Origin of the sequence: Liquorilactobacillus uvarum DSM 19971, from assembly GCF_001434935.1 — a bacterium.
In the GTDB taxonomy this organism is placed as follows: Bacteria; Bacillota; Bacilli; order Lactobacillales; family Lactobacillaceae; genus Liquorilactobacillus; species Liquorilactobacillus uvarum.
Genome location: NZ_AZEG01000003.1, coordinates 104928 through 121928 on the forward strand (window position 1 = coordinate 104928; position 17001 = coordinate 121928).

Below are 17001 nucleotides of genomic sequence, written 5' to 3' on the forward strand. Positions count from 1 at the left end.
AATGACTGAGAAAGAAATTTTTAATAAGATTGCTAAGATTATCCATGATCGTTTCGAATTGGACCAAAGTAAGATCACCCCAGAACTTACTTTTTCATCTGATTTAGATGCTGATTCGATTGATATAGTTGAATTTGTTCTTGAGCTTGAAGATACTTTTGGTGCAGAAATCCCTGATGAAGACGCTGAAAAGCTTCTAACCGTTGGTGATGTCGTTAAATATATTGAAAAACGTCAGGCATAAAGCTGGTTGTAAAGCAGGAGTAAAGAATGGTGATATAAGCTAGGACAGATATTTTTTGTCCCAGCTTTTTTTAGTATTGAATTCAAGAAGCAAGCTTTATTTTAGAAAATGCATATTAGTAAAAGTCACTGTATTATGAATACTTTCAGTTGGAGGAAACTTTGTTTCATAGCCTGTGAAAGGGTATAATATAAATACTGAAATAAGTTAAAGGAGAAGAAAAAGTGATAATCGGACTAGCAGAAAAATTAAAGAAGGATTTTGAAATTGATTTTAAGAACCAGTATTTATTAGACGAGGCGTTTACGCATGCTTCATATGCAAATGAACACCCTAAAGAACATCTGAAATACTATGAACGCATTGAATTTTTAGGCGATGCAGTAATGCAACTTTGCGTCTCAGAATATCTTTTTGTACGTTATCCGATGCTTCCAGAAGGAAAGTTGTCACGCTTGCGTGCGGCGATGGTATGTGAAGATAGTTTCAGTAAATTTGCCAAAGAATGTAATTTTGATGAATATATTCGTCTTGGAAAAGGGGAAGAAAAGGCAGATGCACGTCAGCGACCATCTCTTCTTTGCGATATTTTTGAATCTTTTATAGGTGCACTTTACCAGGATCAAGGGAAAAAAGCAGTTGACAAGTTTATTGCGCGTGTTGTATTTCCCAAGTTGGATATGGGATGGTTTGATCATCTTTTGGATCATAAAACAGAATTGCAGGAGTATTTGCAAAAAAACGGTAATGTAAACATTGAATATAGTGAAGTTATGGATAAGGGACCAGAACACGATAAGCAGTATACAATGGCTGTGAGTGTTGGTGGTAAAACAATTGGTACAGGCATGGGGCATTCCAAAAAAGCTGCAGAACAGGCGGCGGCAAACGATGCTTTGAAAAAGTTCAGTGGCAGATGACTATCATTTTAGTGTAAGAAGGAGTGTCGTTTTATGAAACTCAAGTCGCTAGTCATTAATGGCTTTAAGTCCTTTGCAGATAGAACTGAAATTGTTTTTCAACCTGGAATGACAGCAATCGTCGGACCTAATGGTAGTGGAAAGAGTAACATTATTGAAGCTATTCGTTGGGCTTTAGGAGAACAATCAGTCAAAAGTTTGCGCGGGGAGAAGATGCCCGATGTTATTTTTGCAGGTTCGAACGATAGAGCTGCATTGAACAGGGCCGAAGTTTTAATTACCTTTGATAATCATGATCATTATTTGAACATGCAAAGTGATGAAGTAACTATTGGACGCAAGATTTATCGTGATGGAAATAGTGAATTTTTGATTAACGGGCAGCAGGTACGTCTGAAAGATGTAGTTAATTTATTCATGGACACTGGTTTGGGACGTGAATCTTTTTCGATTATCTCTCAAGGCCGTGTAGAAACTATTTTTAATAGTAAACCACAAGAAAGACGATTGATTATTGAGGAAGTTGCAGGTGTTTCAAAATACAAAAAAGAAAAACAAAAAGCTGAATTCGAATTAGCTGAAACAAAAGATCATTTGGAGCGAGTAGCTGATATTATAGCTGAGCTTAAAAAACAGCGAGAGCCTCTGAAAGAACAAAGCAGTATAGCTAGGGACTATCTTGCCCAGAAAAAGGAATTTGATCGCTATGATATTAACCGTTTAGTGCTGGAGATTAAAAGCAGCAAGAGTGACTGTTCAAAGTCAGAAAATGAACTAGAAAAGCTTAATGAAGAAATCAATATGAGGAAAACTAAAGTTCAAAAGCAGCAACGAGTAGTTAATAATCTGCACACACAAGAACAGCATTTAAATAAAAAAATAGACCAAATTCAGGGGAAATTAGTTGAGATAACTAAAGAAAGTGAACGGCTTAGCGGTCAAAAAAATATGTCTCAACAAGAGCATCATTTTCAGGAAACTAGGTATAAAGAACTTGTACAGCAAAAAGCTGAGAACCAAGCAACCTTAGCTTCAATTAAAAATAAAAAAAATGAATTGATAACTGAAATTGAAGACATTAAGAAAAATTTGAAGCTTTGGCAAATGAAAATTGCAGATTTGACTAAAAAGACGACAGCTGATGAAACAGAATTTGAGAAAAGCATTGAAGATCTACGAGCGACAATTATCGAAAAGATGCAAGTACAAACAACGCTCAGAAATAAAACTGTTTATTTAGAAAAAGAAGAAAAAAAGCGAACATCAACTAAGAAGCTCGTTAATCAAAAAATTACGATAATTCAGCAAAAAATTTCGAAATTAGAGGATAACTATCGAAAGACAAATACTGATCTTAAGCAACTTCAAGATGATATTTCGAATGTTAGCAAAAAGATAGAGCAGCACCAAGATCAGTTAGATGAAGATAGAAAAAAAATTGATATACAAAAACAGCAATGGTATAAAGCACTTGAAATACTTCAGAAGGCTCGAGCACAGTATGAAAGTCTGAAAAACATTACTGCAAACTATGCCGGCTACTATCTAGGCGTTAAAGAAGTTTTGAAAGCGCGTGATCGGCTTAGTGGAATTGTTGGCCCTGTGGTAGAGATATTCGATGTACCTGCTGAATTTGCACATGCAATCGAAACCGTCTTAGGAGGACAACTGCAAAACGTGGTGGTGACTGATGAGCAAGCTGCTAAAAGGGCAATTTCTTTTTTGACTAAAAACAAATTAGGACGAGTAACTTTTCTGCCGCGTACTACGGTTCGACGTCATTTCATAGGCGCTTCACAAAGAAAAACCTTAACAAGTATTGCAGGTGTCATAGGAATAGCTAGTCAAATAGTTAAATGCAATAATGAGGAAGACTTGCCAATTTTGGATTATCTTTTAGGAATAACAGTTATTGTTGAGAAAATGGATGATGCTATTCAAGTTCAGCGTGCATTAGGTCACAGTGTAAGGATTGTTACACTAGCTGGTAATATTATCAATCTTGGCGGGTCAATGACAGGAGGCAGCTCGAAACAACAGCGTACGGGACTGCTTGAACAAAAACAAAGAGTGACTCAGCTAGCGGAAAATATTGCAACGATGCAAGAAAAAATGTCCACGTTAGAAGTCAAAGGTGCAAATCTGCAAAAACAAAGAGAAGATAATGAAGCATTACTGATAACTGAGAATAAGGAAATAAAAGAAAAGCAAAAACAATTTCAGAGTTTAAAAAACGAACTAACGATTATACAGAATGATTTAAAGTATCAAAAAGAGCAACTCGAATTGCATCAAACTGAATTTGAAAATTCAAAGTTTGAGAGTCAAAATTTTACAACAGATCAAAATACTCTAAAAAAAGATTTGGATAAGGTTTCACAAGAGCTAAAAAAAATGCGTCAAGATTACGATGAGCAAAAAAAGGGCTTAACTGATCTTACACAGCTGCATAAGCAGAATGAAGCGTATTTGCGTGAAGCCCAGCAAAAGTATGCCGTTATTAAGGAAAGAGCGCATGCTAAAGAGGTGCAACTGGATGAAATCGATACACAGATAGAGCAATTGCAACAGTTAAATGCTAAAGCTCAAAAGATGTTGTCTGAAATAAAAAAAGAACAATCAATTCGACAATTAAAAAGTTCTGATATTATTTCTAAGGTTGAAGCTTATGCAGTAGAACGTGATAGTGCAAAGCATGAACTTGAAAAGAAACAGCGGCAGAGGGAAGAAATGCATAAACAAGCGGTGACAGCTGAAAGTGATTTGGAACGCTTAAATGAACTGCAAGAAGTTGTTTTTGATGAAAAGAGAAGACAGAGTGTAAAATTGAGCCGCTTGAATACGTTATTAGACCATAGTTTATCTGCACTATCTGACAACTATCATTTAACCTATGAAAAGGCTGCAGTTGGGGATGTTGATGGAAACTTAGAGCAAGTACAGCATAAGTTAAAGTTACTTAAATTGGGTATATCTGAGTTAGGGAACGTCAATCTTGGTTCAATTGACGAATATGAACGTGTAAATAAACGTTATGAATTCTTATCGACGCAACAGGAAGATTTAATGCTTGCAAAAGAACAGTTACAAAAGAGTATGTTTGAATTAGATAATGAAGTTAAAAAACGATTTGATAAGACATTTAAAGAAGTTGCAGCTGAATTTAGTCATATTTTTCCGCAGATTTTTGGTGGAGGCAGAGCAACCCTAAAATTAACAGTTCCCGATGATTTATTAACAACAGGAATTGAAATAATGGCTCAGCCGCAAGGAAAAAGCTTGCAACAACTTTCATTGCTCTCAGGTGGTGAACGGGCTCTGACTGCAATAACACTTTTATTTGCGATTTTAAGGGTAAAACCTGTTCCCTTTGCGATTCTTGACGAAGCTGAAGCTGCTTTGGACGATGCCAATGTTGAACGTTATTCTCGTTATTTACACAATTTTCATGAGCAGACACAATTTATTGTTATCACACATCGTAAGGGAACGATGGAACATTCTGATGTTCTTTATGGTATTACAATGCAAGAATCTGGTGTTTCGAACACAGTTTCAGTATCTTTAGAGAATGTTTAGTAATACATGCTCAAAACAAGTCATAGAACAACTTACTTTAAGGAGGACCAAAGATGGGCTTTTTTGATAAATTAAAACGTGCTTTTAATGGTGAAAAAAAAGAGCAGCAGAGTGAAGATTCGGAAAAGTATAATAAAGGACTTGAAAAATCTCGTAAGACTTTTGGTGAAAAACTTAATGAGCTTTTTGCAAACTTTAGAACGGTTGACGAAGATTTTTTTGATGATCTAGAGGAGACCTTGATCGAAGCTGATGTTGGATTCGATACAGCTGTTAAAATCAGCGATGAACTAAAGCAAGAAGTTAAATTAAAAAACGTAAAATCAAAATCTGAGGTTTCACAAACAATTATTGAGAAGCTGGTCAACTTATATGAAGTAGAGGGTGAAAATGAAGATAAAGAGCTTCATTTTTCTGAAAAAGGATTAACGGTATTTCTTTTTGTTGGTGTTAATGGAGTTGGAAAAACGACCACAATAGGTAAATTAGCGCATCGATACAGGCAAGAAGGCAAAAAAGTGATGCTAGCTGCCGGTGATACTTTTCGCGCAGGTGCGACAGAGCAGCTTGTTGAGTGGGGTCGACGTGTTGATGTTACAGTTGTTCGAGGACCTGAGAAAAGTGATCCAGCTTCTGTAGTGTTTGATGCAATAAAAAAAGCTAAGGAAGACAGTTATGATGTCTTACTTGTTGATACAGCTGGTCGGTTACAGAACAAAGTAAATTTAATGAATGAATTAGCTAAAATATCGCGTATTATTACACGTGAAATTCCAGATGCACCCCAAGAGATTCTTTTGACCCTTGATGCGACGACAGGACAAAATGCATTGACACAAGCTAAACAGTTTAGAGATGTGACACAGGTCACTGGAATAGTTTTAACAAAGCTGGATGGAACAGCTCGTGGGGGGATTGTGTTAGCCATCCGTAACGAATTGCATTTACCAGTCAAATTGGTTGGTCTGGGTGAACAAATGGATGACCTGCGTGATTTTAAACCTGAAGAGTTTGTCTTAGGTTTATTTGAAGGACTACTTGATGAAAAAAAGGAAGATTGATCAATAAATGGGTGTGAATAAAAATGGCGATCGAGAAAACGAATCGAATAAATGCACTTTTTGAGTTTTACGAACCATTATTAACGGAAAAACAAGTACTATATATCGCACTTTATTACCGAGATGATTATTCTTTGGGCGAAATTGCTGAAAACTATCATGTTTCAAGACAAGCTGTTTATGATAATATAAAGAGGACCGAGAAGATTCTTGAGACTTATGAGACAAAGTTGCAATTGTTGCGGCGCTTTCAGTTACAAAACAGCAAAATTGATGAACTTATAAGCTATGCTCAGAAAAAATATCCTAGTGACAAGGCATTGCTGAATTTAACGAAACAGTTAGAAGACTTAGAAGAATGAAAGTTGGTGGCTAAAGTTGGCATTTGAAGGTTTAACCGAGCGATTACAAAATGCAATTAGCAAATTAAAACGTAAGGGAAAAGTTAGTGAATCTGATGTAAAAGAGGTTATGCGGGAGATACGATTAGCGTTACTTGAAGCTGATGTTAATTTCCAAGTTGTTAAAGACTTTGTTAAGAAAGTCAGAAAGAGAGCTGTTGGTTCAGAAGTTCTAGAGAGCTTGACTCCTGCACAACAGATCGTCAAAATTGTTAATGATGAATTAACTAAGGTCATGGGGTCAGAAGTTTCGACACTTAATCAAGCACCTAAGATCCCAACCATTATTATGATGGTTGGACTCCAAGGAGCCGGAAAGACGACGACTGCAGGAAAACTTGCTCTAAAATTAAGAAAAGAGCAGAATGCACGTCCTTTGTTAATAGCTGGAGATATATATCGACCAGCTGCTATTGATCAGTTGAAAATACTTGGAGAAAATATCGAGGTTCCGGTTTTTTCGTTAGGAACAGATGTTTCACCGGTTGAGATTGTACGTCAAGGTCTTGAGCTTGCGAAGGAAAAGAAGAATGATTATGTAATCATCGATACAGCTGGTCGTTTACAAATCGATGAAAAACTGATGAATGAGTTGGCAGAAATAAAGGAGCTCGCAGGACCGAACGAAATTTTATTGACCGTTGATGCAATGACAGGTCAAAATGCAGTTGATGTGGCTAGAGGATTTAATGAGCAGCTTGACGTCACTGGGGTCGTTTTGACGAAACTTGATGGTGATACGCGTGGCGGTGCAGCATTGTCTATTCGCGCAGTGACTGGAAAACCAATTAAGTTTATTGGACAAGGCGAAAAAATGACGGATTTGGATCTTTTTTATCCAGATCGTATGGCTTCACGTATTCTTGGGATGGGAGACATGTTGACCCTCATTGAAAAAGCTCAGCAGGACTTCGATGAGCAGAAAGCCCTTGAAGTGCAGTCAAAAATGCGTGAAAATAGCTTTGATTTCAATGATTTTATTGATCAGATGGAACAACTGCAAAAAATGGGGCCAATGGAAGATGTTATCAAGATGATTCCGGGTATGGCTAACAATCCGGCTCTGAAGAACGTTAAAGTGGATCCCAAAGATATTGAGCACACCAAGGCTGTTGTGTACTCAATGACATCAAAAGAGCGTGAAGACCCTGATTTGTTGAATCCTAGCCGACGCAGAAGGATAGCGGCTGGTTCGGGGCGCCCGATTCAGGAAGTTAACCGGATGATCAAACAATTTAATCAAATGAAAAAAATGATGAGTAAAGTCTCAAAGGGAAATTTTTCAGGAATGGAAGGAATGTTTGGAAAGGGTGTTTCTGGAAAATTGGCCAAAATGTCAATGAATTCAATGGCGCGTAAAAGCAAAAAGAGAAAACTAAAAAGATTAAGAAGTAAACGAAAGCGTAAATAATAGCGCCGAATATGGGTTGAAAAAGCTTTTTTTTGTATCTGTCAAGAAATAATGCTTTACACCAGCTCGAATTACTGGTATATTATTTATCGTTAAGAAGATATTAGGAGGTGTATTCAATGTCAGTTAAAATCCGTTTGAAACGCATGGGTTCTAAGAAACGTCCGTTCTACCGAATCGTTGTTGCAGATTCACGTTCACCACGTGATGGTCGATTTATTGAAAATGTCGGCACATACAACCCATTAACAGAACCTGAGAAAGTAACTCTTGAAGAAGAAAGTATTTTAAACTGGTTGGGAAATGGTGCTCAACCTTCAGATACTGTGCGCAATATTCTTGCAAAAGAAGGAATCATGAAGAAATTTCATGAGGCTAAGTTCTCTAAGAAATAAGGTTGAGTAAAATGACAGAAGCAGATGCGAAACAATTAATCGTAACGATTGTTAAACCACTAGTTGCTGAGCCTGACAAGATTGATTTGCAGCTTGTCAAGGAAGGTCATTTTGTTAATTTTAATTTAAAAGTCGCTCCCAGTGATACTGGACGTGTGATTGGAAAACATGGTCGGATAGTGCAAGCGATTCGAACTGTTGTGTATAGTGTATGTAGAGACGATTCATATCGAATTCGTCTGAATATCATAAATGATTAATGAAAACCTCCTGATGAAGCAGTAATGTTTTGTTTAGAGGTTTTCTTTTTAATAGGAAGGAGAAAAGATGGAGTACTATGAAGTCGGACGTATTGTGAATACCCATGGTATTCAAGGCGAAGTCAAAGTTGCTGTCACAACAGATTTTGCAGATGAAAGATTCCAAAAAGGAAAAACACTTTATATTCTTCAAGACGAGGGGAAAAAAGTAGTCAATTTAACAATAAAAAAAGTTCGAAAATTCAAGCAATTTCAACTTTTAGTTTTTGAAGGAATGGAAGACATCAATTTAATGGAAAAATATAAAAATAGTAAATTGATGATATCTGAACAAGATCAAGAACCTCTTTCAGATGGAAGTTATTATCATCATCAGATAGTTGGATTGCATGTCATTGATGAAACTGAGAAACCACTTGGAACGATAAAAGAAATTCTAAGTTTGGGTGCAAATGATGTTTGGGTAGTAGAGCGAGAAAATAATAAGGACCTCCTTTTACCAGCTATTAAAGATGTTATTAAAGAAGTAAATGTTGAGGCAGGTACAGTCCGCGTCAAGCTTTTGGATGGGTTGGATGACTGATGAAAATTGATATTTTAAGTTTATTTCCAGAAATGTTCACAGGCCCACTCAATCAATCAATTGTAGGCAAAGCAATTGAGAATAAAATAGTAGATGTAGATATCACTAATTATCGTGATTATACTCAGAATAGACAGCATCATGTTGATGATTATCCATATGGCGGCGGAGCAGGGATGCTTCTGCAAGTTCAGCCGCTGTTCGATGCTCTGGATGCGATTGAGGAGAAAAATCAAGGATTGGGAAGTGTTATTTTAGTTGATCCAGCTGGACGCAAATTTAATCAAAAAATTGCTAAAGAGCTTTCGATGAAAAAACATCTTACTTTTATTTGCGGTCATTATGAAGGGTATGATGACCGCATTAGGACGAGGGTGACTGATGAGATCTCTTTAGGTGACTATATCTTGACTGGTGGAGAATTGGCCGCAATGGTTATCATCGATGCAGCAGTTAGATTACTACCAGGGACACTGGGCAATAATGAATCAGCGCCTGGAGACTCATTTTCGGATGGTTTATTGGAGTATCCACAATATACACGTCCTTCCGAGTATCGTGGGCTTAAGGTGCCGGATATTCTATTAAGCGGTAATCATCAAAAAATTGATGAATGGCGTCAGCGAGAATCTTTAAAACGAACACTTGAAAGACGACCGGATCTTGTGAAAAAAATTGAATTAAGCGATAAGCAGAAAAAATGGTTGCAAGATTTGAAAAAGATGTGACAAACCTTGAACCAAATCAAAGCCTATGGTAAACTTAAAACTGGCTTATGCCACAGTAACGATATTCCGCTGCGATCTGCTATGAATGTCGGTGAAAGGAAGAAAAAAAATGAATCCATTGATCCAGAAGATTACAGAATCTCAATTGCGTAACGACATTCCTGATTTTAGAGCAGGAGATACTGTACGTGTGTATGCGCGAATTATTGAAGGTACACGTGAACGTATCCAGCTTTTTGAGGGTGTTGTTATAAAGCGTCGTGGTCAAGGCGTCAGCGAGACATATACTGTTCGTAAAATCAGTAATGGTGTTGGGGTTGAACGTACATTTCCAGTTCATACACCACGTGTTGAAAAAATTGAAGTTATTCATCAGGGGCGTGTTCGTCGTGCTAAGTTGTACTACTTACGTGCATTGCATGGTAAAGCTGCTCGTATTCCTGAAAAACGTCGTAAATAAGAGTTTGAGAATATCGAAAAACCTTGCTGAAGCGAGGTTTTTTTATTGCATGTTGTGGATATGAAAAGTTGCGGGTCCTTTGTTCAAAAGGATAATGTTCGAAATATTAGGAAAACTATGGTATACTTATAATATATTAAGCGTTATTTAATTTATAGATCGGGTTTTTAATTTGTATGGATCTTTCATGATAGAGGCGCAGTCTGGGAACTGTAATGATTCCGTAGAGGTTGGGGCGGAATCGGTGGAAGCTAGAGTTTAGATTCGGTTCTTGTAATAAAGTTTTAAAGAAATTTGATGTAACTAACTTGATTAGAGGGCACTGTACACACGCTGTATAGTGCCTTTGTCCATTATTGCATCGCGTGTTTAATTTAGATAAACTTATTTAAAAGGGGGATATAGGAATGGCTAAAGTCATAAAACCAATTACACTTTTAGTTAATGGAAAACAGGTGCAAGGTGTGTATAGAGGAACTGACAACGAAATGATAGATGAGTCACCCAATGGTTCATATTACAGTGGAGAAGGGTCATTAATCATCATTTCTAATGAAAATCATCTAGAAATGGATAGCATAAAAAATATGGATGGTAGTACTTTGCTCAAAGAACCAAGCAAATTCACGCTGAGCAAGATTGATGTTAGAAACGCTTTTAAAATTGATAATGTTCTTTTTGATAGTATAAAGGACAACATTATTCAGTAATTAGATTGTTTTTTGTGGATTGCTATTTTTAACAACAAATTGGTTTTTGCTATTTACATAGAATGAATATTATGGTATAAATTATATTGTTGTTAAATTGCTCAGTAGTTCAGTGGTAGAATAATTGACTGTTAATCAAGAGGTCGTAGGTTCGAACCCTACCTGAGCAGTGATTAGTGTGACCAGTATCTTAACTTTTTTTGAGTTAGGAGTAATTATGTAAATGAGTTTTTAAGAACCCATCTTCTTCAACAGAAGGTGGGTTTTTATTGTTTAGGGAAAAATTAATTATTTGTTAGAATAGAATATTGTCAGTGAGTTTTTTAATAATATCACAATTGATATTGTTAAGAGCAACTTGAAACTCTTCTTCATTTTTGTTTAGATATTTTTTCGATTCAGAATTTGGAGCAGTGATTTTTAATAATCCACCTTTGAGTGAAAAATCAAAGAAATAGTGGTTGATTGTACACTGTTTTGTTAATAGAACGATCTGTTTAAATGTACCATCAGCGTTATACTCCAATAGCATTCTGATATTTTCACCTTGATATTTGTATATTCTTATTCCTTTTAATGTAAAAAATTTTACTTTGATGTGCATGAAATTTACCTCCGATTATTAATTAATAGTTGTTTTCCCAAAAACAATATTACTCTAATAATCGACAGTATAGTAATTTCATTTAACTTAAAATAATGAATGGTAATAGTTTTATCTTATATTGAGATGTATAAAAAAAGAAAGATAGGTTTTTTAAAATTCTTAAATTAAGTTATTTTTAATGAATATATAAAAAAATATTATTTTAAATTTTATCGTATAGGGTAAATGATATAAAAAGTAAAAACAGACTAGATAACAAAAACTCACTTATAAATAAGCTTCTGTTTTATAAAAAGGTGGATTGGCTTATTTAAAATGAGTTTATAACATTTTCATGTACAATTTAGTTTTTTATTCCATGATTAAGAAGCGCAACTATCCATTAGTGAGGTGTCTGTTGGCTTTTTTTATAATAGAGCAACATTAGTTTGGTTACATCTTCTGTTAGATGTGAGGGAATACAGAATAAATTAATAAAATCAGATGAATTAGCAGAGTTTGCGCTTACATTTTCGCAGTAATAAGGCAAGAGAAGTTCTATGGCACCCAAATTTGCTTTGTATTCAATCAAAGCATGATGGTTGAAAGTTTGTTGGTATAAGGCAGAATCGTAACGATCACCAGTAAGAATATGACCTAACTCATGAGCTAATTGAAAAATAATTTCATCAGTGTTGTACCAATTTTCATTCATAACGATGCTTCGGTGTTTAAAGGAAGCAGTAGGGGGTGTATCATGTTTTAATTCATTTGACCAAATAACCCGGATACTAAGAAATTTTGCTTTACATAACAGCGACTCTAGAATCCAACTTTGCATATTATGCCTCCTGTCGAAGGGGAGATTTGAAATGCTATGCTTATTCTTTTTTGCGTAAAAGTTTTTGAATCAATTCTATGTCTTCATCAGGAATTGTTTTTCCTTCAAAAGTTAGTATGACATCTTTTGTATCCGCTAGATCGATTTCTGGATGAGGATTATTATTTTGTGAACGGCCCATAATGTAGTCCAATGAGACCCCAAAATAATCAGCCACTTTTTTGACACGTTCGGCTGAGGGTGTCCTTTTGTTCCACTGATAGATAGTATTGCGGCCAAATCCTAGTTCTGCTTCTAACTCATAGACAGATACGTCATGATCTTTAGCTAATTTTTTAATACGGTCAACAGCAGTCATCTCAAGTCTCCTAAATATAATGTTTATAACTAAAAAGTTAGAAAAAGCATTGAAATCTAACATATAAGTTAGTATAATTGTTGATAAAGAAAAAGATTTTCAATTTATTTAATCTAATTAAATTGAACTAGTCCTCATAAGTCGGTTCCAGTGTTCTAAAACAATGCTTATCGTTGATTCTATAATAACGTTTAAGTACCGTCAAATTTATTAACTAATTTTTTAGATAACAAGATAAATAGACAATGAGAGGTGGAAATTATGTCATATGAATTTGCTGATGCTATTTTGATATGTTTAAAACGTAACAAGCGAATGGGAATTAAACCGAGTTCACAAACAGATATTGCAAATCATTTTGGGCTTTCCAAACCGTATGTTAATCAATTAATAAATGGTCGTGTTGCTAACTCAGTGAATACTAAAGAAAGGTTAAACGAAATAAAAAGATATGTCGGAATGGATGACTAAAAAAAGAGAATAGGGCATTTTTTGTTAATGATGATCGGAATCCTGTTCAAAGAGAAAATACGTATTCCAGAAGTAATAGGTGCATCTTGATAAATTTGGGAAATAGAATAAAAGTTGTTCTAAACAAACCTTTTCCAAAGTTATGAGGATCAGTTCCGCAACACTTTAATGTGAAAATAATAGATTGTGTTAGATTAGAAAGGCACTGAATCAAAATATTCTTCATTTTGACTCAGTGCCTTGTTTTATGCGAATTAGTATATTTAAACAGTCAGATGCGAGCATTACAAACGGCTATTGGCATACCTTTTTATGCAATTAAGCAAATTATTAGTTGCCATTTTTTTTAAAACCGCCAAGTCATTTCGAACAGATATATAGTATAGCTTTAACAAATCATCTTATTTGTGTTAGTGCAAGCAGTGGTTGATTTTAAATTTGTTTTTAAGGCAATGGAAAAACTCCAGCTAAAAATCGAATAAACATCGATTTTTAGCTGGAGTTAATCGTTAACTGTTTTAAATTTTAAGCCGAATTAGCTGTCAGGTTAGTAGCCCATTACTGAGAAGATAGCAGATAAAACTACAGTTCCTAAGGTTGCAATAATCATAATCCATACAACGATCATCGTTATTTTGTTGAAGAGACTTTTCTTTTTTTTCGCCAAAATATATTCACCTTTCAATTATTTTACAATTTACTATACAGTTATCAGCTTGTTTATGTCAAATGGATTGGATTGAGCAAGTAGATTCTATTTCTTAGGAAAAAAGATGAAAAAAAGTTTACGAAATATGAAACAAATTGAAATCAGTGAGATAAACAATTATAATATAGCGAGTAGAAAAATAACCAGAAGAGGTGCAAATTATGTGCGGTTTCGTAGGGTGTTTATCTGATATTGAAAAAGATACTGGTAAAAAATATAATGAAATGATCAAGAAAATGAATAAAATGATTGTTCATAGAGGCCCTGATGATGATGGGTATTTTGAAGACAAAAATATTACAATGGGTTTTAGACGTTTGAGTATCATTGATTTGGAGGGCGGACATCAACCGCTCTCTTATGATAATGAACGTTATTGGATGACTTTCAATGGTGAAATATATAATTATTTAGAATTGCGGACGGAATTGAAAAAAGAAGGTTATGAGTTTAAAACTGATTCTGATTCTGAAGTTATTTTAGCAATGTATGCTAAGCACAAGGAAGATTGTGTGAAATTTTTCAGAGGTATGTATGCTTTTGTTATTTGGGATCGCCAAGAAAAAACTTTTTTTGCGGCGCGCGACCATTTTGGTATAAAACCTTTCTATTACGCGATAATAGATGATAATTTTTATTATGGATCAGAAAGCAAAGCAATTTACAAAGTTATGCAACAAAAAACTTTTGATCGAAGTGCACTACAGGACTACATGACTTTTCAGTTCGTGCCTGAACCAGAAACATTGACGAAAGAAATAAGGATGTTAGAGCCAGGATATTATTTGATCAAAAAATTAGGTGAGGAACCAAAGAAAAAGCGTTATTACTATGCGCAATTCAAACCTGTAATTAGGCCTGAGAATGAATATATCAAAAAGGTTCGTGATGTTTTATTTGATTCGGTTGAGAAGCATATGCGTGCAGATGTTCCAGTTGGCTCTTTCCTTTCTGGTGGAATTGATTCTTCAATTATTGTTGCTATCGCTAAACATTTTAATGCTCAGTTGGAGACGATCTCCGTTGGTTTTCAGCGTGAGGGGTACAGTGAAATAGATGTAGCAAAAGAAACAGCAGAGAAATTGGGAGTTAAGAATTACAGCTCAATTATTACACCGGAAGAATTTATGAAAGTATTTCCACATTTTGTTTGGAGTATGGATGATCCCTTGGCTGATCCAGCTGCTGTTCCGCAATATTTTGTCGCTAGGGATGCTCGTAAACGTGTTAAGGTGGCATTAACAGGTGAGGGGGCTGATGAGTTGTTTGGGGGATATACGATTTATCATGAACCCGAATCACTTAAACCTTTCCGCTATACTAAGCCACTTAATGGTGTTTTAAACAAGATAGCACACATGATGCCAGAGGGAGTTAAGGGGCGCAGCTTCATTTTGCGCGGAACGACACCGCTTGAAGATCGTTACGTTGGGAATGCATTTATCTTTAACGAAGGTGAAAAGCACAAATTTATTAAAAACTATAATGATGCACATCCATTGCAGTCCATAACCAAGCCTTTTTATCATGATGCGCTTGCATATGATCCAATAAGCAAGATGCAGTTTATTGATATGCATGCATGGCTTAATGGTGATTTACTGCATAATGCAGACCGCACCACAATGGCACATAGTTTAGAGCTTAGGACACCGTTTTTAGACAAAGAGGTGTTCGCTGTTGCTAGCGAAATACCTGCAGATTTGCGAATAGCACATGGCACAACTAAGTATATTTTGCGTAAGGCTGCCGAGGGTGTAGTACCGGATCATGTGCTTAATCGCAAAAAACTAGGTTTTCCAGTACCGATTCGTTTCTGGTTACGCGACGAAATGTATGATTGGGCTAGAAACATCATAGAGGAATCACAAACTGATCAATACTTTAATAAAAACTATTTCTTGAAATTGCTGGAAGATCACCGTGAACAAAAAAGAGATAATTCGCGAAAACTTTGGACGATTTTAACTTTCATGACATGGTATAAAATTTATGTTGAGAGTCCAGAGCTAATGGATTCTCAAACTGTGCAGCAGTTAGATTTTTAAATTTTTAATGTTGAATCAGAGGAGAAAAGGCAATGAAGATAATGGTCCAAAAGTTTGGTGGAACATCTGTAAGAGATTATGCGGCAAGGTGTAAGGCTGCTGAACACGTTCGTTACACTGTTTCTGAGGGATACAAAGTTGCTGTTGTTGTTTCTGCTATTGGTCGCAAAGGGGCGCCTTATGCAACTGACTCTTTATTGAGTCTTATTGATGGGGAGAGGACAAAGCTTGATGCGCGTGAACTTGACATGATTGTTTCGGTCGGTGAAGTTATTTCTACTGCAGTTTTCACGGAACTATTGAAAAAAAAGGGTTTCTTAGCAACTGCGATGAACGGTCCGGATGCAGGTTTTAGAACTAATAATGAATATCAAAATGCTAAGGTGATCGATGTAAAAACTGATGGAATTTTAAATGCTTTTATGCAAAATGATGTTGTAGTCGTTGCCGGTTTTCAAGGATTGTCGAAAGAAGGGCATGTGACAACGCTTGGTCGAGGTGGAAGTGATACTTCAGCAGCTCTGTTAGGGGCTGCTCTAGGTGCAGAAAGAGTTGATATTTTTACTGATGTAGCTGGAATGATGACTGCTGATCCAAGATTGGTCAAGAAAGCACGCTTTCTAAAAAATGTTAGCTACGAAGAAGTCGCAAATATGGCGCATGAAGGAGCTAAGGTTATTCATCCGCGCGCTGTCGAAGTTGCACAGCAAGCGCATGTTCCATTGAGAATTAGGTCAACTTGGGATGGACTTGATGAGTTGGGTACACTTGTCTCTGATCGCAATCTTTCGATTCAACATTACAGAAGTGTGACTGGAATTGCACATCAAATAGGTTTAACACAGTTTAGTGTGTCTACAGCAGATTATTCATCCGAGAAGATATTTGATTTGTTGGCTTCTAATCATTTAAGTGTTGATTTCATTAATATTTTGCCTGAAAAAATTGTTTTTAATTTAAAACATGAAGAGGCAGAAGCAGCTAAAAGAATTCTAGCTGAAAAAAAAATACCTGCTAAAATTATCGATGATTGTGTTAAAGTTTCGATTGTAGGAGCTGGAATTATGGGAACTCCTGGAATAACTGCTCGAATTGTCTCAGCACTTTCTCGAAAAAACATAAAAATACTTCAAACAACTGACAGTTATACTACTATTTGGGTATTGGTCCATCAAAAAGATTTAGAAGAAGCGGTAAATGTTTTGCACGATAAATTCTTGTTGGATGATAATTAAA

At 35.7% G+C, this 17001-nt stretch carries 20 protein-coding genes and 1 tRNA gene; 17 read left to right on the plus strand and 4 right to left on the minus strand.

Going from position 1 to position 17001, the window contains the following annotated elements; all coding sequences use genetic code 11:
- The first annotated feature begins 1 nt into the window (after position 1).
- The 14 genes from acpP (at position 2) to FD20_RS02475 (ending at position 10922) form a co-directional block, all read left to right on the plus strand.
- Complete coding sequence (gene acpP / locus FD20_RS02415) at positions 2–244, plus strand: acyl carrier protein (protein WP_057735993.1); 243 nt, start codon at positions 2–4, stop codon at positions 242–244.
- Between the two features lie 224 nt (positions 245–468).
- Positions 469–1164, plus strand: a complete 696-nt coding sequence (rnc, locus tag FD20_RS02420; RefSeq protein ID WP_057735994.1) for a ribonuclease III — start codon at positions 469–471, stop codon at positions 1162–1164.
- 33 nt (positions 1165–1197) lie between these two features.
- The gene (gene smc, locus FD20_RS02425; protein WP_057735995.1) at positions 1198–4743 is read left to right on the plus strand and encodes a chromosome segregation protein SMC; all 3546 of its coding nucleotides are present in this window, start codon (positions 1198–1200) and stop codon (positions 4741–4743) included.
- Between the two features lie 53 nt (positions 4744–4796).
- Entirely contained in the window at positions 4797–5804 is a 1008-nt protein-coding gene (gene ftsY / locus FD20_RS02430; RefSeq protein ID WP_057735996.1) for a signal recognition particle-docking protein FtsY, read from the plus strand.
- Positions 5805–5827: 23 nt separating this feature from the next.
- Entirely contained in the window at positions 5828–6166 is a 339-nt protein-coding gene (locus FD20_RS02435; protein WP_057735997.1) for a putative DNA-binding protein, read from the plus strand.
- Between the two features lie 16 nt (positions 6167–6182).
- Complete coding sequence (gene ffh, locus FD20_RS02440) at positions 6183–7616, plus strand: signal recognition particle protein (RefSeq protein WP_057735998.1); 1434 nt, start codon at positions 6183–6185, stop codon at positions 7614–7616.
- A gap of 119 nt (positions 7617–7735) precedes the next feature.
- Complete coding sequence (gene rpsP / locus FD20_RS02445; protein WP_057735999.1) at positions 7736–8011, plus strand: 30S ribosomal protein S16; 276 nt, start codon at positions 7736–7738, stop codon at positions 8009–8011.
- An 11-nt stretch (positions 8012–8022) separates the two neighbouring features.
- The gene (locus tag FD20_RS02450; RefSeq protein WP_057736000.1) at positions 8023–8271 is read left to right on the plus strand and encodes a KH domain-containing protein; all 249 of its coding nucleotides are present in this window, start codon (positions 8023–8025) and stop codon (positions 8269–8271) included.
- 67 nt (positions 8272–8338) lie between these two features.
- Positions 8339–8854, plus strand: coding sequence for a ribosome maturation factor RimM (rimM, locus tag FD20_RS02455; protein ID WP_057736001.1), 516 nt, complete (start codon positions 8339–8341; stop codon positions 8852–8854).
- Positions 8854–9582 carry a tRNA (guanosine(37)-N1)-methyltransferase TrmD gene (gene trmD, locus FD20_RS02460; protein ID WP_057736002.1) on the plus strand — a complete coding sequence of 243 codons (729 nt, stop codon included), beginning with the start codon at positions 8854–8856 and terminating at the stop codon, positions 9580–9582. Before rimM ends, trmD begins: the two co-directional genes overlap by 1 nt.
- Before the next feature lie 6 nt (positions 9583–9588).
- Positions 9589–9735, plus strand: coding sequence for a hypothetical protein (locus FD20_RS13515; protein WP_162255609.1), 147 nt, complete (start codon positions 9589–9591; stop codon positions 9733–9735).
- On the plus strand, positions 9692–10042 hold the full coding sequence (gene rplS / locus FD20_RS02465) for a 50S ribosomal protein L19 (protein WP_057736003.1): 351 nt from the start codon (positions 9692–9694) through the stop codon (positions 10040–10042). Before FD20_RS13515 ends, rplS begins: the two co-directional genes overlap by 44 nt.
- Positions 10043–10449: 407 nt before the next feature.
- A complete protein-coding gene (locus FD20_RS02470; RefSeq protein WP_057736004.1) occupies positions 10450–10752 on the plus strand; it encodes a hypothetical protein in 303 nt (100 codons plus the stop codon).
- 98 nt (positions 10753–10850) lie between these two features.
- Positions 10851–10922, plus strand: a tRNA-Asn gene (locus tag FD20_RS02475).
- Positions 10923–11047: 125 nt separating this feature from the next.
- Here the strand turns inward: FD20_RS02475 and FD20_RS02480 are convergent.
- The 3 genes from FD20_RS02480 to FD20_RS02490 form a co-directional block, all read right to left on the minus strand.
- On the minus strand, positions 11048–11356 hold the full coding sequence (locus tag FD20_RS02480; protein WP_057736005.1) for a hypothetical protein: 309 nt from the start codon (positions 11354–11356) through the stop codon (positions 11048–11050).
- A 385-nt stretch (positions 11357–11741) separates the two neighbouring features.
- Entirely contained in the window at positions 11742–12179 is a 438-nt protein-coding gene (locus FD20_RS02485) for an ImmA/IrrE family metallo-endopeptidase (RefSeq protein ID WP_057736006.1), read from the minus strand.
- Between the two features lie 40 nt (positions 12180–12219).
- Complete coding sequence (locus FD20_RS02490) at positions 12220–12537, minus strand: helix-turn-helix domain-containing protein (protein WP_057736007.1); 318 nt, start codon at positions 12535–12537, stop codon at positions 12220–12222.
- Positions 12538–12798: 261 nt separating this feature from the next.
- Between FD20_RS02490 and FD20_RS02495 the strand changes: the two genes are divergently transcribed.
- On the plus strand, positions 12799–13008 hold the full coding sequence (locus tag FD20_RS02495) for a hypothetical protein (protein WP_057736008.1): 210 nt from the start codon (positions 12799–12801) through the stop codon (positions 13006–13008).
- A 547-nt stretch (positions 13009–13555) separates the two neighbouring features.
- Here the strand turns inward: FD20_RS02495 and FD20_RS12940 are convergent.
- Positions 13556–13693: a DUF4044 domain-containing protein gene (locus tag FD20_RS12940; RefSeq protein ID WP_420864732.1), complete on the minus strand. Its 138-nt coding sequence runs from the start codon at positions 13691–13693 to the stop codon at positions 13556–13558.
- Between the two features lie 185 nt (positions 13694–13878).
- Between FD20_RS12940 and asnB the strand changes: the two genes are divergently transcribed.
- Both asnB and dapG read left to right on the plus strand, forming a co-directional pair.
- Positions 13879–15765, plus strand: a complete 1887-nt coding sequence (gene asnB / locus FD20_RS02500; protein WP_057736009.1) for an asparagine synthase (glutamine-hydrolyzing) — start codon at positions 13879–13881, stop codon at positions 15763–15765.
- Positions 15766–15797: 32 nt separating this feature from the next.
- A complete protein-coding gene (dapG, locus tag FD20_RS02505; RefSeq protein WP_057736010.1) occupies positions 15798–17000 on the plus strand; it encodes an aspartate kinase in 1203 nt (400 codons plus the stop codon).
- Position 17001 lies beyond the last annotated feature (1 nt).

Excerpts from the sequence above, each read along its gene's own strand:
- acpP (WP_057735993.1), top strand. The coding sequence starts at position 2 with ATGACTGAGAAAGAAATTTTTAATAAGATTGCTAAGATTATCCATGAT.
- smc (WP_057735995.1), top strand. The coding sequence starts at position 1,198 with ATGAAACTCAAGTCGCTAGTCATTAATGGCTTTAAGTCCTTTGCAGAT.
- ftsY (WP_057735996.1), top strand. The coding sequence starts at position 4,797 with ATGGGCTTTTTTGATAAATTAAAACGTGCTTTTAATGGTGAAAAAAAA.
- FD20_RS02435 (WP_057735997.1), top strand. The coding sequence starts at position 5,828 with ATGGCGATCGAGAAAACGAATCGAATAAATGCACTTTTTGAGTTTTAC.
- rpsP (WP_057735999.1), top strand. The coding sequence starts at position 7,736 with ATGTCAGTTAAAATCCGTTTGAAACGCATGGGTTCTAAGAAACGTCCG.
- FD20_RS02450 (WP_057736000.1), top strand. The coding sequence starts at position 8,023 with ATGACAGAAGCAGATGCGAAACAATTAATCGTAACGATTGTTAAACCA.
- rimM (WP_057736001.1), top strand. The coding sequence starts at position 8,339 with ATGGAGTACTATGAAGTCGGACGTATTGTGAATACCCATGGTATTCAA.
- trmD (WP_057736002.1), top strand. The coding sequence starts at position 8,854 with ATGAAAATTGATATTTTAAGTTTATTTCCAGAAATGTTCACAGGCCCA.
- rplS (WP_057736003.1), top strand. The coding sequence starts at position 9,692 with ATGAATCCATTGATCCAGAAGATTACAGAATCTCAATTGCGTAACGAC.
- FD20_RS02470 (WP_057736004.1), top strand. The coding sequence starts at position 10,450 with ATGGCTAAAGTCATAAAACCAATTACACTTTTAGTTAATGGAAAACAG.
- FD20_RS02480 (WP_057736005.1), bottom strand. The coding sequence starts at position 11,356 with ATGCACATCAAAGTAAAATTTTTTACATTAAAAGGAATAAGAATATAC.
- FD20_RS02485 (WP_057736006.1), bottom strand. The coding sequence starts at position 12,179 with ATGCAAAGTTGGATTCTAGAGTCGCTGTTATGTAAAGCAAAATTTCTT.
- FD20_RS02490 (WP_057736007.1), bottom strand. The coding sequence starts at position 12,537 with ATGACTGCTGTTGACCGTATTAAAAAATTAGCTAAAGATCATGACGTA.
- FD20_RS02495 (WP_057736008.1), top strand. The coding sequence starts at position 12,799 with ATGTCATATGAATTTGCTGATGCTATTTTGATATGTTTAAAACGTAAC.
- asnB (WP_057736009.1), top strand. The coding sequence starts at position 13,879 with ATGTGCGGTTTCGTAGGGTGTTTATCTGATATTGAAAAAGATACTGGT.
- dapG (WP_057736010.1), top strand. The coding sequence starts at position 15,798 with ATGAAGATAATGGTCCAAAAGTTTGGTGGAACATCTGTAAGAGATTAT.